Here is a 16,601-nt window from a genome sequence, read left to right as displayed (position 1 = left end):
ACTGCGTGATAATTGCTGGTCCTGGGTCACGCGAAAGAGTCTCTCGTCCCTTGTTCGGGTGAAGCGTTGACGGATTTCGGTAGTGATGTTTGCATCGCTGATATACGTATCCGGTCCCACCGCAGCCCGAGGGAGATGTGCTCGTAGATGTCCGCGGACAGTGTTGTGCCGTTTCCCGCGGCAGTAGTCGGAATGGCCTGCCGACTTCCCGGCGCACCCGGTCCGGCGGCGCTGCGGGCGCTGCTCGTCGAGGGCCGTGACGTCGTCGGCCCGCCGCCCGCGGGCCGCGGCCTGCGCCCCGTGCCGGGCGGGTACCTCGACCGCGTCGACGGGTTCGACGCGGCGTTCTTCGGACTGTCGCCGCGCGAGGCCGCGGCCGTCGACCCGCAGCAGCGCCTGCTGCTCGAACTCGCGTGGGAGGCCGTCGAGGACGCCCGCGTGCGGCCCGAGACCCTGCGCGGCACCCGCACCGCCGTCTACGCGAGCGCGTTGTGGGACGACTACGCCACACTGCTGCGCGAGGCCGGCGCGCTCACCCGGCACACCATGACCGGCGTGCAGCGCGCGGTGCTCGCCAACCGCGTGTCCTACGTGCTGGGTCTGCGCGGACCCAGCGTCGTCGTCGACTCCGGCCAGTCGTCCTCGCTGGTCGGCGTCCACCTGGCGGTCGAGGCGCTGCGCACCGGCGAGGCCGACCTCGCGCTGGTCGGCGGCGTCAACCTGATCCTGTCCGACCACAGCACCGACACGGTCGCCGAGTTCGGCGCCCTGTCGCCGAGCGGGCGCTGCCACACGTTCGACGCGCGCGCGGACGGCTTCGTGCGCGGCGAGGGCGGCGCGGTCGTGGTGCTCAAGCCACTGGACCGCGCGCTGGCCGACGGGGACCGCGTGCACTGCGTCGTGCACGGCAGCGCGGTCGGCAACGACGGCGGCGGTTTCGGGCTGGCCGCGCCCGACCCGACCGGGCAGGAGACCGTGGTCCGGGCCGCCTACGCCCGGGCCGGCGTCGCACCGGAGGAGATCGGGTACGTCGAACTGCACGGCACGGGCACCCGCGCCGGCGACCCGGTCGAGGCCGCGGCGCTCGGTGCCGTCCACGGCGGCCGGGCCGTGCCGTTGGCCGTGGGATCGATCAAGACCAACGTCGGGCACCTCGAAGGCGCGGCCGGCGTCGTCGGCCTGGTGAAGACCGCGCTGGGCCTCGCGCACGGCGAACTGGTGCCCGTGGTCGGGTTCGAACGGCCGCACCCGGAGATCCCGCTCGACGCGCTGCGACTGCGCGTGCAGACGCGGCGTGAACCATGGCCGGACGCGGCGCCGTTCGCCGGTGTCAGCGCGTTCGGCGTCGGCGGCACCGACTGCCACGTGGTGCTCGGCCCGCCGCCGCGCCTGCCCGCGGTCGAACGGTCGTCGGACCGCGGCGTGGTGCCGTGGGTGCTGTCGGCCGTGGACCCGGCCGCCCTGCGCGCCCAGGCCGCCCGCCTGCTCACCTGCGAGGCCGACCCGCACGACCTGGCCTTCTCCCTGGCCGCCACCCGGACCGCCTTCCCGCACCGGGCCGCGGTGGTCGGCCGGACGTCCGGGGAACTGCGTGCCGGCGTCGAGGCGCTGGCCCGGGGCGTCGAGTCGCCGGAGGTCGTGCGCGGCGCCGTCGACCAGGGCGCGCTCGCGTTCGCGTTCACCGGGCAGAGCGCGCGGCGGATCGGCACGGGCGCGGGGCTGTATGCCGAGTACCCGGTGTTCGCGGCGGCCTTCGACGCCGTGTGCGCGCGACTCGACCCGTACCTGCCCCGGCCGCTGCACGAGATCGTGACCGGTGCCGACGGGCTGCTCGACCGCGCGGACGGTGCGCACGCCGCGTCGTTCGCCGTGGAGACCGCGCTGTTCCGGTTGCTGGAATCGTGGGGCCTGCGGCCGGGGTTCGTGCTCGGTCACTCGAGCGGCGAGGTGGCGGCGGCGCACGCGGCGGGCGTGCTGACCCTGGACGACGCGTGCACGCTCGTCGTCGCCCGAGGCGGCCTGCTGGCCGGTCTTCCGCCCGGTGGCGCCGTGATCGCGCTCGGCGCGACCGAGGACGAGGTCGTGCCGCTGCTCACCGACCGGGTCGCGGTCGCCGCGGTGGACGGACCGGGTGCCCTGATCGTGTCCGGCGCGGAACCCGACGCGGTGGCGGTCGCGGAGTGGTTCGCGGCGCGGGGGCGGTGGACGAAGCGCCTGTCGATCGACCACCCGTTCCACTCGCCGGCCGTGGACGCCACGCTGCCCGCCTTCGCCGAGGTCCTGGCGGGCTTGACGTTCCGACCCACCGCGATCCCGATCGTCTCCGCGGTGACCGGTCGGGTCGACGACGTGTCGACGCCCGGGTACTGGGTGCGCAACCTGCGGCGGACCGTGCGCTTCGGCGACGCGGTCCGGCACGCGTCCACGCTCGGCGTGACGACGTTCCTGGAGATCGGCCCCACGCCGGACAGGTCCGCCGCGCCCGGTGCGGTGTTCGTGCCGACGTCGCAGGCCGGCCGTGCCGAGCCCGAGAGCCTGGTGACGGCCGTCGCCGCCCTGCACACCCGAGGTCATTCGCCGGACTGGTCGACGTTGTTGTCGGGTCGCGCGGTCGACCTGCCCACCTACGCGTTCAGCCGGGAACGCCACTGGTTCGCCACCGGGCGGCGCGGCCGTCAGTCCGAAGTGGACCGTGCTGCCCGGAGCGGCGCACCGGGAGTCGGCACCGGGCGTGAGCCGGCCGATCCCCGGTGGTTCGTGGCGGACGGCACCGATCGCGAGGTGGCCGCACCCCACGACGATGCCCGCGGCGCCGCGCCGTGGGCGAGGGTCGGTGCCACCTCGGGCGGGGTCGACGAGGGTGCCGCGGACGAGCCGGTCGGCCGCGTGGAGTCCGGGTCGGGCGGTCGTCCCGCGCGGGCCGGGGAAGGGCTCGACGATCCGCTCGACCTGGTGCTGCGGCTGACCGCCCGGGTGCTCGGCCACGCCGACGCGGCCGCCGTCGATCCCCGTCGGACCTTCCACGACCAGGGGTGCGACTCGCTCGACCTGGAGGAGTTGGCGGACCGGCTCGGCACCGCGACCGGCGTGCCGTTCGCGTCCACCGAGCTGTTCGACCGGCCGACCCCCGCCGCCGTCGCCGACCACCTGCGCGGAGTGGCGGCCCGGGCGACGCGGGCCGGGGGAGTGGTCGACGACGACCCGATCGCCGTGGTCGGCATGGCGTGCCGCTTTCCCGGCGGGGTGCGGGACGCGGACGGGCTGTGGCGGTTGGTGCTCGACGGCGGCGACACCAGCGGTCCGGTTCCGCGTGACCGGGGGTGGCCGGAGTCGGTGCGGCACCTGCCGGGCGGCGGTTTCCTCGACGACGCCGCCGTGTTCGACGCCGCGTTCCACGGCATCTCGCCGCGCGAGGCGGTGGCCATGGACCCGCAGCAGCGGCTCGTGCTCGACACGGCCTGGGAGTTGTTCGAGCGCGCGGGCGTCGATCCGACGTCGGTGCGCGGCGAACGGATCGGCGTCTACGTCGGTGCCACCGCGCAGGACTACGGGCCGCGTGCGCACCGGGCACCGGCCGAGGTGCGTGGGCACCTGCTCGCCGGCGGCGCGCCGGGCGTGATCTCCGGCCGGGTCGCGTACGCGTTCGGCCTGGCCGGACCCGCGGTCACCGTGGACACGGCGTGCTCCGCCTCGCTGGTCGCACTGCACCTGGCGTGTGCGGCGATCCGGTCCGGCGAGTGCGATTCGGCGGTGGCCGGCGGCGTGACGGTGGTGTCCGGTCCCGGGATCTTCGCCGAGTTCGACCGGCAGGGCGCGCTGGCGCCGGACGGGCGCTGCAAGCCGTTCTCCGCCTCGGCCGACGGCACGGCCTGGTCCGAAGGCGTCGGCCTGGTGCTGCTGGAACGCCGGTCCGTCGCGGTGGCGCGTGGCCACCGGGTCCTCGCGCTGGTGCGCGGCAGCGCGATCAACTCCGACGGCGCGAGCAACGGTCTCACCGCACCCAGCGGACCGGCGCAGGAGCGGGTGATCGCCGACGCCCTGGCCGCGGCCGGTCTCGCACCGGGCGACGTGGACCTGGTCGAGGCGCACGGCACCGGCACCCGGCTCGGCGACCCGATCGAGGCCCGCGCGTTGATCGCCGCGTACGGTCGCGACCGCGCCACCCCGGTGTGGCTGGGGTCGCTCAAGGGCAACATCGGGCACGCCCAGGCGGCGGCCGGCATCGGCGGCGTGATCAAGGCGGTGCAGGCCCTGCGGCACGGCGTGCTGCCCGCGAGCCGCTTCGCCGACACCCCGACCCCGCACGTGGACTGGTCCGCCGGCACCGTCGTCCCACTCGACCACACCCGACCCTGGCCCGATGCGGGACGTCCGCGCCGCGCGGGGGTGTCGTCGTTCGGGATCAGCGGCACCAACGCCCACGTCATCCTGGAGGCCGTACCGGAACCGGCCCCGGCGCCCGACGCGGGACCGGTGCTCCTGCCGCTGTCCGCCCGCACCCCGGAAGCGGTGCGCGAGCTGGCCGCCCGCCTGCTCGAGCACCTCACCGCACCCGCCGGCACCACGAGGGCGGGGGGCGATTCCGGTCCGGCGACGTCCGTGCCCCTGGTCGCGGCGGGGACGCCGGCCGTGCGGACCGACCCGGTGGAGGCCGCGCGGATCGCCGCCTCGGCCGCCGTGTCCGCCGCCGTGTCGGCCTCCTCGGCGAACCGGGTGTCGATCGGGTCCGGCGGTGTACCGACCGCCGCCGCGGACAGCGGGTCGCCGACCACCGCGACGGACGTCGTGCCGGACGTCGTGCCGGACGTCGTGTCCGCCGCCGGGTCGCCGACCGCCGCGACCGATGTCGTGTCGGACGTCGTGTCGGCGACCGCTGTGTCGGCGACCGCCACCGCCCGTCCGGTCGACGTGGGCTGGACGCTGTCCCGGCGCGCGACCTTCGAGCACCGGGCCGTCTGCGCGGACCTGGCGGGCCTCGCGGCGATCGCGGCCGGGCGGGTGCCCGAGGTCGACCACCCGGCGGCGGACGCGTTCCTGGCCGGTGAAGCCGTGGACTGGCGGGCCGTGTTCGGCGCCGACGCGCGGATCGTGGACCTGCCGACCTACCCGTTCCGGGGCGAGCGCTACTGGCTCGACGAGTCCGGCGTGCGCGACCACGCCCTGCTCGATCCGCCGGTGTCCACTGTGGATGGTGGGCTGCTGTTCACCGGCACGCTCGCCGACGACACGCTGTCCGAACACGTCGTCGCGGGCGCGGCGTTGGTGCCCGGCACGGCGTTCCTCGACATGGTGGCGCACACGGCCCGTGTCGCCGGGCTCGGCCGGATCGCCGAACTCGACCTGCGCGTCCCGCTGCCCGTGGTCGAGGGCACCCGACTCCAGGTCGTCCTCGGCCCCGAGACGGACGGCACCCGGACCGTGGCCGTCCACGCGGCGACGGACGCCGGCTGGACACTGCACGCGGACGGCATGCTCGACTCCGGCGAACCCGCCGGGGAACCGGCGTGGCCCACCGACGCCGAACCCGTCGACCTCGCCTCCTTCTACCCCGGCCTCGTCCGCCGGGGCTATGACTACGGCCCGGCGTTCCAGGGCGTGCGCGCACTCCACCGGCAGGGCGAAGACCTGGTCGCGGAGGTGGTCGGCACCGGTCCGGCGTTGCTCGACGCGGCCCTGCACCCGGTCGTCGCCGCACGCGACGGGCTGCTCGTGCCGGTCTCCTTCCGGGGCGTCACGCTCGGCGCCCTGCCCGAGCGGCTGCGGGTGGCGATCACCCCGGTCGGCGTCGACGCCGTGCGCCTGCGGTCCGCCGACGGCTCGGTGGCGATCGACCGGATCGGGTTCGCCCGGCCCGACGCGTCCGCCGGCGCGGCACTGCTGCGCGTCGAGTGGACCCCGATCACCCCTGATCAGTCCACTTCGGACGATGTCGACGTCGTCGCCGTGCCGGACGGCGACGGGTACGACACGACCCGCTGGGCGTTGCGCACCGTCCGCGAGCGACTGGCCGGCACGCGGCGCACGGCGTTCGTCGCCCGGCCCGGATCCCCGGGGGCGGCCTTCGGGCTGCTGCGCAGCGCGCAGACCGAGCACCCCGACCGGATCGTGCTGGTGACCTCCGACGACACCGCGGCGTCCCATCGGGTGCTGCCCGGCGCGGTGCGCGCCGGAGAGCCCGAACTCGCCCTGGTCGACGGCGTCGTCACCGTGCCCCGCGCGGTGCGGGCCACGTCCGCCGGCGGCCGGTTCCCGGCCGCGGGCACCGTGCTCGTCACGGGTGCGTTCGGTCGACTCGGCCGCGTGCTGTGCCGCCACCTGGTCACCGCGCACGGCGTGCGCGATCTGCTGCTGGTCGGCCGGCACCCGGACGGGGGCGCCGTCGCGGACCTGGTCGCGCTCGGCGCCCGGCCGGTGGCGGCGGCGTGCGACGTCGGCGACCGGGAGGCCCTGGCCGACCTGCTCGCCCGCAATCCGGTGCGGGCCGTGGTGCACGCGGCGGGCGTGCTCGCGGACGCCGCCGTCGACACGCTCACCGACGAGCGGATCGCCGAGGTGTTCCGGCCCAAGGTCGACGGCGCCCGCAACCTGCACGAGCTGGTCGGCGAGGTGGACGCCTTCGTCCTGTTCTCCTCGGTGGCCGGCCGGGTCGGCACGGCGGGCCAGGCCAACTACGCCGCGGCCAACGCCGCGCTCGACGCGTTGGCCGAACAGCGCCGTCAGGCGGGTCTGCCCGCCCTGTCGCTCGCCTGGGGTCTGTGGCGCGAGCCCTCCGGCCTGACCCGCGTCCTGGACGCGGCCGACCTCGACCGGTTGGCGCGCACCGGGATCGGCGCGTTGACCGACGCCGAGGCGCTGGCGTTGTTCGACGCGGCATTGGGTGTCGACGACCCGGTGGTGCTGCCGGTCCGGCTGGACCTCGCGGCGTTGCGCACGGCGAGGTCGGTGCCCGCCGTCCTGCGTGGGTTCGTCGCCCCGCGCGCACGTCGGACGAAGGCACGTGGTGTGCGCGAGACCGTGCTCGCCGAGATCGGCCGGGTGCTGCGGCACACCGGTCGGATCGACCCGGACACGGCCTTCGCCGACCTCGGCCTGGACTCGTTGACGCTGGGCGACCTGCGGGCCGGTCTCGCCGACGCACTCGGCACGACGTTGCCGTCCGGCCTGCTGTTCGCGCACCCCACCCCGGCCGCCCTGATCGCCCACCTGGAACGCGCACGGCCCGCGACCACGACCACGGCGGCCGTCGACCCGGACGACCCGATCGCGATCGTCGGCATGGCGTGCCGCTATCCGGGCGGCGTCTCCTCGCCGGAGGACCTGTGGCGGCTGGTCGCGGCGGGCGGCGACGTGATCTCCGGGTTCCCGGTCGACCGGGGCTGGCCCGACCTCTACGACCCGGAACCGGGCACGCCGGGCCGGACCTACGCGCGCGGCGGCGGATTCCTCGACGACGCGGCCGGGTTCGACGCCGGGTTCTTCGGCATCTCGCCCCGCGAGGCACTGGCCATGGACCCGCAGCAGCGGCTGCTCCTGGAGTGCTCGTGGGAGGCCGTCGAACGCGCGGGCATCGACCCGAAGTCCCTGCACGGCACGGAGACCGGCGTGTTCGCGGGTCTGATGTACCACGACTACGCGACCCTGCTGTCCGGCGCGGACGTGGAGGGCCACCTGGTCACCGGCACCGCCGGTTCGGTCGCGTCGGGCCGGGTCGCCTACGCGCTCGGGCTGACCGGCCCGGCCGTCACCGTCGACACCGCGTGCTCCTCGTCCCTGGTGGCACTGCACCTCGCGGCCCGGTCGCTGCGCGCGGGGGAGTGCGGACTCGCCCTGGCGGGCGGCGCGACCGTGATGGCCACGCCGACGACGTTCGTCGAGTTCGCCCGCCAACGCGGACTGTCCGCCGACGGGCGGTGCAAGGCGTTCGGCGACGCGGCCGACGGGGTCGGCTGGTCCGAGGGCGTCGGCGTGCTGGTGTTGGAGCGCCTCGCCGACGCGCGTCGCAACGGTCACCAGGTGCTCGCGGTGGTGCGCGGCAGCGCGGTCAACTCCGACGGTGCGAGCAACGGCCTGAGCGCGCCGAGCGGCACCGCCCAGGAACGCGTCATCCGCGCCGCGCTCGCCTCCGCCGGACTGCGCCCCCGCGACGTCGACGTGGTCGAGGCGCACGGCACGGGCACCCGGCTCGGCGATCCGATCGAGGCCGAGGCGCTGCTGGCCGTGTACGGCGCGGACCGCGCGAGGCCGCTGCTGCTCGGCACGGTCAAGTCGAACATCGGCCACACCCAGGCCGCCGCCGGGGTGGCGGGCGTGATCAAGACCGTGCTGGCGCTGCGGCACGGCGTGGTGCCGCGCACCCTGCACGCCGACACCCCGACGTCCCGGGTCGACTGGTCGTCCGGCGCAGTGCTCCTGGCGACCCGCGAGACGCCATGGCCGACGGATGTCCGGCGCGCGGCGGTGTCGTCGTTCGGGATCAGCGGCACGAACGCGCACGTGATCCTCGAAGAACCCGAGACCGTCCGGGAGCCCGCGCGGCGGACCTCCCCGCCGGACCCGCTGCCCGTCGTGCTCTCCGGTGTCGACGCCGACCAGGTGCGCGCCCAGGCCCGCCGACTGCGCGACCACCTGACGACCCACCCCGGACTCGACCCGCTCGACGTGGCGTACTCGCTGGTCACGAGCCGTGCGTCGCATCCCGTGCGTACCGTGCTGCACGTCCGCGACCGGGCCGGACTGCCGGCGGCGCTCGACGCGGTCGACGGTCCCGTCGTGCCCGACCCCGCGCCGCGCCCGCGCACCGTGTTCGTCTTCCCCGGCCAGGGTTCGCACTGGCCGGGCATGGCGACCGGACTGCTCGACGCCTCGCCCGCGTTCGCCGCCGCGTTCGCGGAGTGCGAGCGGGCCCTCGCGCCGCACGTCGACTGGGTGCTGACCGACGTGGTCCGGTCGGGCGTGCTCGGCGGCACGGACGTGGTGCAGCCGGTGATGTTCGCGATGCTCGTGGCCCTGGCGGCGACCTGGCGGGACGCCGGTGTCGTGCCGGACGCGGTGATCGGCCACTCGCAGGGCGAGATCGCCGCCGCGCACGTCGCCGGGATGCTGTCCCTGGCCGACGCGGTCGCGCTGGTGGTCGCGCGGTCGCGGGCGTTGACCGCGCTGTCCGGACGCGGTGCCATGGCGTCGGTCGCCGTGGCGGCCGAGGAGGTCGTGGAACGGCCGGGAGAACTGTGGGTCGCGGCGGTCAACGGGCCGCGTGCCACCGTGGTGTCCGGTGCGCCCGACGCGGTGCGGCGACTCGTCGCCGAGTACGAGGCCGCCGGCGTGCCGGCCCGGCTGCTGCCGGTGGACTACGCGTCGCACTGCCCGCACGTGGACGACATCCGGTTCGCCGAACCGGACGCCGGCCCGGCCGGGCCGGAGTTCCACTCGTCGGTGACCGGCGGACGCCTCGACGCGCTGCCCGCCGGGTACTGGTGGGAGAACCTGCGCCGGCCGGTGCGGTTCGACCGCGCGGTGGCCTCGGCACTGGCCGCCGGACCGGCGGTGGTGGTCGAGATCGGGCCGCACCCGGTGCTCGCGCCCGCCGTGGCCGACCTGCCCGACGCCGCCGTGGTGCACACGTTGCGCCGCGGCGAGGGCGGGCCGGAGCGGTTCCACGCGGCGGTCGCGGAGGCGTTCGCCCACGGCGCGGTCGTCGACTGGGCGTCCAGGTTCGCCGGGTCCGGAGCGCGGCGGGTCGACCTGCCCACGACCGTGTTCCGGCACGAGCGCCACTGGCCCGGCGCTCCCGTCGACGACTGGCTGTACCGGGTGGACTGGACGCCGGTCGACGTCGGCGGCACCCCGACCGGCCGGTGGTTCGTGGTCGCACCGGCCGGGTGCCGCGCCGAGTCCGCGACGATCGCGCGGGCGTTCGCCGCGGTCGGCGTCGAGGCGGTCGAGGTCGACGTGCCGCCGGACGGCCCGTGCGCGGGCGTGGTGTCGTTGTCGGCGTTGGATTCCGCGCCGGTGCCCGGTCATCCGGACCTGACCCGGGGGCTGGTCGACACGCTCGCGGCGGCCCGGACGACCCCCGCGCCGCTGTGGTGCGTCACGCGCGGAGCCGGGCCCGTGGAGGCGTTCGGTCGGGTCGTCGGGCTGGAACACCCGCGCCGCCTCGGCGGCCTGGTACGGGTGCCGGACGTGCTCGACGACGCGGTGGCCCGGCGGCTCGTCGCGGTCCTCGGCGACCCCGGCGACGAGCAGGAACTGGACGTGCGCACCGACGTGGCCCGGGCCCGGCGGCTGGTCCGGGTGGTCGGTGCGCCGGTCGTCCCGTGGCGGGTCCGGGGTACGGCACTGGTCACGGGCGCGAGCGGCGGCTTGGCCGGACACGTGGCCCGGCGGCTCGTGGCGGCGGGCGCGGACCGGCTCGTGCTGGTGTCCCGGTCGCTCGACCCGGCCAGGTTCGCCGATCTCGGCGTGCCGGTCGTGGCCGCGCGGTGCGACGTCGCCGACCGCGACGCACTGGCGGCGGTGCTGGCCGAGGCCGGTGCGGTGCGGACGGTCGTGCACGCGGCGGGCGTGGCCGAGGAGGTGCCGGTCGACGCGCTCGACGCCGATGCGCTGTCCCGGCACGCCGCGGCCAAGGTGCGCGGCACGGACCACCTGCTGGAGCTGCTCGATCCCGCGCACCTGGACCACGTCGTGCTGTTCTCGTCGGCGTCGGCGGTGTGGGGCGGTGCCGGCCAGGCCGCGTACGCCGCCGCCAACGCCCATCTCGACCGGCGGGCCGAACGCGCCCGTGCCACCGGGCTGCCCGTCACGTCGGTGGCCTGGGGCCTGTGGGCGGGCGACGGCATGGCGGCGGACGGTGTCGGGGAGCGGCTGCGCGCCCAGGGTGTGCTGCCGATGGCCCCCGAGCGCGCGGTCGCCGCGCTGGACCGGGCGCTCGCGACCGGCCTGGCGCACGTCGTCGTCGCGGACATGGACTGGACGCGGTTCGCGCGCTCCTACACCGCCGCCCGGCGTCGGCCCCTGCTGGATTCCTTGGTGCCGAAGGAGAAGGAGACGCCGGGAACGACGCCGGTGCGTGCCGCGCTCGACCGGCGCGCACTGCTGGACCTGGTGCACGACCAGGTCGCGAGCGTGCTCAAGCTGTCCGGGCGCGCGTCCGGCGGGCGGGCGCTGCGGGAACTGGGCATGGACTCGCTCACCGCCGTGGAACTGCGTGACCGGCTGGCACGCGCGACCGGCACGGCCCTGCCCGCGTCGCTGGTGTTCGACCACCCGACCGTCGAGGCGATCACCGACCGGCTGCTCGGCACCGCCGGGCCGGAGACCGCGCCCGAGGTCGTCGAATCAGCCGAACCCCTGGCTGTCGTGGGGATGGCCTGTCGTTTCCCCGGCGGCGTGCGCAGCCCGGAGGACCTGTTCGAGCTGGTGCTGTCAGGCGGTGACGCGATCGCCGGCTTCCCGACCGACCGGGGCTGGACCGACCGGGGCGCGGGCTACGCGCGGCGTGGCGGGTTCCTCGACGACGTGGCCGGGTTCGACGCGGACCTGTTCGGCATCTCGCCGCGCGAGGCGGTGGCCATGGACCCGCAGCAGCGGCTGCTGCTGGAGTGCTCGTGGGAGGCGTTGGAACGGTCCGGCCTCGACCCGTTGTCGTTGCGCGGCAGCGACACCGGGGTGTTCGTCGGCGGTTCGCACCAGGGGTACGGGCCGCCGCTGGCGGAAGCGTCCGGCGGCGCCGAGGGCTACGTGCTCACCGGGACGGCGACGGCCGTGCTGTCCGGTCGGCTCGCGTACGTGCTCGGGCTGTCGGGACCGGCGCTGACGGTGGACACCGCGTGTTCGTCGTCGCTGGTGGCGTTGCACCTGGCCGCGCGGTCGCTGCGTGCGGGAGAGTGCGGACTGGCGCTGGCGGCCGGGGTGACCGTGATGGCCACGCCGGGCGCGTTCGAGGAGTTCCACCGGCAGGGCGGGCTGGCCGCCGACGGGCGCTGCAAGGCGTTCGGCGCGACGGCGGACGGCACGGGCTGGTCCGAGGGCATCGGCGTGCTGGTGCTGCGGCGGCTGTCCGACGCGCGGCGCGCGGGGCAGCCGGTGTTTGCGCTGGTGCGGGGCAGCGCGGTCAACTCCGACGGCGCGAGCAACGGGCTGACCGCGCCCAACGGCCCGGCGCAGCGGCGCGTCATCCGCGCCGCACTGGCCGACGCCGGGGTGCGGGCCGCGGACGTGGACCTGGTCGAGGCGCACGGCACGGGCACCCGGCTCGGCGATCCTGTGGAGGCGCAGGCGCTGCTGGACACCTACGGCCGCGACCGGGTCGACCCGTGCCGCCTCGGTTCGGTGAAGTCCAACCTCGGCCACACCCAGTCGGCCGCCGGGCTGGCGGGCGTGATCAAGGTCGTGCAGGCGTTGCGCGCGGGGGTGCTCCCGCCGACCGCGCACGCCGACCGGCCGACGGACGCGGTGGACTGGACGACAGGCGCCGTGCGCGTGCAGACCGGACCCGAGGCCTGGCCGGTCGGCCGGGTGCGCCGGGCCGGGGTGTCGGCGTTCGGGATCAGCGGGACCAACGCGCACGTGGTGGTGGAACAGGCGCCGGACGAGGACGCCGGGTCGGGCGTGTTCATGGGTGTGGGGTCCGGGGGCGTCGGCGGTGCCGGAGGGCAGGGGCGGACGCCGGGCGGTGTGGGGTCGGGGGCGTTGTCGGAGACGGATTCCGGGGCTTTCGCCGTGGTCGAGCGGGTGTCGGGCGAGGTCGACGCCCTCGGGTCCGCTGCGTTGGCGGGTAAGGGATCCGGGGGATTCACCGGCGCCGAGGAGCGTGGGTCGGTATCGGGCGAGGTGACCGGGTCGGCAGCGGCCTCGGGCTCCGGGGTGTCGGCCTCGTCGGCGGGCCGGGGCCGGGCGTCCACGGGTGGCGCCGGGACGCCTCCGGCATCGGCCGACCCCCTGGTGCCGGCGGCACGGGTCGGGAGTGGGGCCGTGTGGTCGGTGCCGGGGCCGCGCGAGGTGGCCGACAGGCCCGGTACCGCGGTGCCGGCGGAGCCTGGCGCCGAGGCGCCTTCGGGGCGCGATGTGGTGGCCGTCGGGTCCGGTGTCGGGGTGTCGCCGGTGCGGGACGGGTTGCCGGTGCCCGTGCTGGTGTCCGCCGCCTCGGCCGAGGCGTTGGCGGACCGGGTGCGGCAGCTGGCCGAGCGGGCGAGCGGCGACCCGGTCGACGTGGCGTTCACGCTCGCGACCACGCGGGCCTCGCTGGACCACCGGCTGGCCGTCGTGGTCGAGGACGACGACCTGCGGTCGGCACTGCTCGCGGCGGACGGCGGCGAAACCGTGCTCGACGGCGGCTGCGCGGTCGTCTTCCCCGGCCAAGGCGCGCAACGGGCGGGCATGGGACGGGAACTGCACGCGGCGTACCCGGTGTTCGCCAGGGCGTTCGACGAGGTCTGCGCCCGGATCGGGCTCGACCGGCCGTTGGCGGCGGCGGTGTTCACCGGCGCCGGGCTCGACGACACCGCACGCACGCAGGCCGGGCTGTTCGCCGTCGAGGTCGCGTCCTACCGGCTCCTGGAGTCGTGGGGCGTGCGACCGGATGTGCTGATCGGGCACTCGGTCGGCGAGATCGCGGCGGCGCACGTGGCCGGTGTGCTCTCGCTGGACGACGCGTGCGCGTTGGTCACCGCGCGCGGCACGCTCATGGCCTCGCTGCCGCCGGGCGCGATGGTGTCCGTGGCGGCCGACGAGGCGGTCGTGCGGACGCTGCTCGTGCCGGGCGCGGAGATCGCCGCGCTCAACGGCGCGGCGTCCACCGTGGTCTCCGGCGATCCGGACGCGGTGGCCGCGGTCGAGGCGACGGCCCGCGCGATGTCGTTGCGCGCCAAGCGGTTGGCCGTCGGGCACGCGTTCCACTCGTACCACGTGGACGCGATCGTCGACGGTTTCCGGTCCGCGTTGGGCGGGCTGTCGTTCGCGGCGCCGAAGCTGCCGATCGTGTCCACTGTGGACGGTGAGGTGGGCGACCGGATCGCGACCCCGGAGTACTGGGTCGAGCAGGCACGGTCGCCTGTCCGGTTCGCGGACGCGTTGGCGACCGCGCGGACGCTCGGCGCGCGCACGTTCCTGGAGGTCGGTCCGGACAGCGGGCTCGGCGCCGGCGGGTTCGTGTCCGTGCTGCGGCGCGGCCGGCCGGAGCCGCGCACGCTGGTGGCCGCCGTCGCCCGCCTGCACACGAGGGGCGTGCGGGTCGACTGGCCCGCGTTCTTCGCCGACCGCTCGCCACGGCTGGTGGACCTGCCCACCTACCCGTTCCGCCACGTCCCGTACTGGTGGCGGCCCGCGCCCTCGGACGGCGTCGACCGGGTCACGCACCCGGTGCTCGGCGCCGCCGTGGAGATCCCCGACGGACGGGTGTTCAGCGGCACGTTCTCCGCGCACGCCCACCCGTGGCTCGCGGACCACCGGGTCGGCGGTGACCTGCCCGTGCCCGGCACCGCGCTGGTCGAACTCGCGCTGCGCGTCGGCGTCGAGTGCGGCCGGCCCGGACTGGCCGAGTTCACGCTCGCCAAGCCGCTCCCGCTGGACGGCGACGTGCCGGTCCGGGTGGTGCTGTCCGACGACGGCGAGGTGACCGTGTCGTCGCGGACCGGTGGCACGTGGACGCGCCACGGCCAGGGCGTACTGGTCGCGGAGTCGGCGGTGCCGGCGCTCGAGTGGGCGCCGCGGGGCATCGAGGTCGACGTCGCCGCGCTCTACGCGGACCTGGACCGGCACGGGTACGCGTTCGGCCCGGCGTTCCGGGCCGTGCGGCGGGCCTGGCTCGCCGACGACGAGGTGTGGGCCGAGGTGGACCTGGCCGACGCCGACCCCGGGCACCGGCCGCACCCGGTGCTGCTCGACGCCGCCGTCCACCCCGCCCTGCTGCTCGGCGCCGAGCCGGGCGCGGTGCCGTTCGCGTGGCGCGGCGTGCGGGCGTGGCCGAATCGGACGACGGGTGCGCGGGTCCGGTTGCGCCGGGTCGACGACGGGTTCTCGGTGGTGGCCGCGGATACCGCCGGCCGGCCGGTGTTCGCCGTGGACTCGCTGGTGCTGCGGGCCGCGGACACCGACGTGTACCGCCTCGACTGGCGGGAGGTGCCGGGCGAGGTGGTCGAGGCGACCACGGTGGACTTCGCGGCCCGGCACGACCTGCCACTGGCCGACGCGGTCCGGGCCTCGGCCGCGCGGGCGGTCCGCCGCCTGCGCGAGGTGCTCGACGAGACGACGGGCACGGTCGTCGTGCGGACCCACCGCGCGGTCGCGACGGGTCCCGACGACGACGTCGACCTCGCCGCCGCGCCGCTGTGGGGCCTGCTGCGCGCGGTCCAGCGGGAGAACCCCGATCGCGTCGTCCTCGTCGACACCGACGATCCCGACGCGGACCTGGTGGCGCCACGCGAACCGCAGGCCGCCGTGCGCGGTGGCCGCGTCCTGGCGCCCCGGCTGGTGCGGGGCGGCACCGGGACCGGGCGGCTGGGCGCGGGCACCGTGCTGATCACCGGCGGCACCGGGGGCCTGGGTGCCCTGGTGGCCCGGCGCCTGGTGACCCACCACGACGTGCGGCGGCTGCTGTTGGTGAGCCGGCGGGGCGCCGACGGCGGGTTGCGGGACGAGCTGACGGCGCTGGGCGCCGACGTGCGCGTCGCGGCGTGCGACGTGGCCGATCGGGACGCGGTGGCCGGACTGCTCGGACAGGTCGACCTGTCCGCCGTGGTGCACGCGGCCGGCGTGCTCGACGACGGCGTCCTCGGGTCGCTGACCTCCGAGCGGCTCGACCGGGTGCTGCGCCCCAAGGTCGACGGCGCGCTCAACCTGCACGAGCTGACCTCCGGGCTGTCCGCGTTCGTGTTGTTCTCGTCGGTATCGGGGACGTTGGGCGGCGCCGGGCAGGGCGCGTACGGCGCGGCCAACGCCTTCCTCGACGCGCTCGCCGCACACCGCCGCGCCCGCGGACTCCCCGGCTTGTCGTTGGCGTGGGGCGCGTGGGAGCACGGCATGGCGAGCACGCTGGACGAGGTCCACCGGCGGCGACTGGCGTCGGGGCACCTGCGACCGTTCGACGCCGAACGCGGGCTGGCCGCGTTCGACAAGGCGCTGCACGCCGACGTCGCGCTGTCCGTGCCGGTGCGGCTCGACCTCGCGCACGCGGGCGAGGTGCCCGCCGCGTTGCGCGCCCTGATCGTGGACGCACCGGTCGGGACCGGACGGCCGCTGACCGAGCGGCTGTCCGCCCTGTCCGGCCGCGAAGGCCGTCGGGTGCTGCTCGACCTCGTGTGCGAGCACGCCGGCCGGGTGCTGGGCCGGCCGGACGACCTCGACCCGGACCGGGGCTTCCTGGCCGCCGGGTTCGACTCGCTGACCGCCGTCGAACTGCGCAACGCCCTCAACCGCGTCACCGGACTGGCCCTGCCCGCGACCGTGCTGTTCGACCACCCCACGCCCCGCCGCCTGGCCGAGCACCTGCGCGGCCGGCTGGCCGCGCCCGACGGACCGGCCGACCTGCGCGACGCCACCGCCGAAGAGGTGTTCGCCCTGATCGACAACAGGCTGCGGTGACGAGGACACGAGGGGACCGA

Annotated in this window: 1 protein-coding gene; it reads left to right on the top strand. The window is 76.3% G+C overall.

The window, feature by feature from the left end; translation table 11 throughout:
* Positions 1–192 precede the first annotated feature (192 nt).
* Positions 193–16,581 (top strand): type I polyketide synthase, encoded by a 16,389-nt coding sequence (locus F4559_RS35260; protein WP_246445266.1) that lies wholly within the window; start codon positions 193–195, stop codon positions 16,579–16,581.
* Positions 16,582–16,601: the final 20 nt, after the last annotated feature.

It is taken from the genome of Saccharothrix violaceirubra (assembly GCF_014203755.1).
GTDB classification, from domain to species: Bacteria; Actinomycetota; Actinomycetes; order Mycobacteriales; family Pseudonocardiaceae; genus Actinosynnema; species Actinosynnema violaceirubrum.
The sequence above is the reverse complement of the archived record's forward strand: the minus strand, read 5'-3'. Positions and strand labels throughout refer to the sequence as shown.

What these genes read in the sequence shown, in the direction of transcription:
- F4559_RS35260 (WP_246445266.1), top strand. Translation starts at nt 193, where the DNA reads ATGGCCTGCCGACTTCCCGGCGCACCCGGTCCGGCGGCGCTGCGGGCG.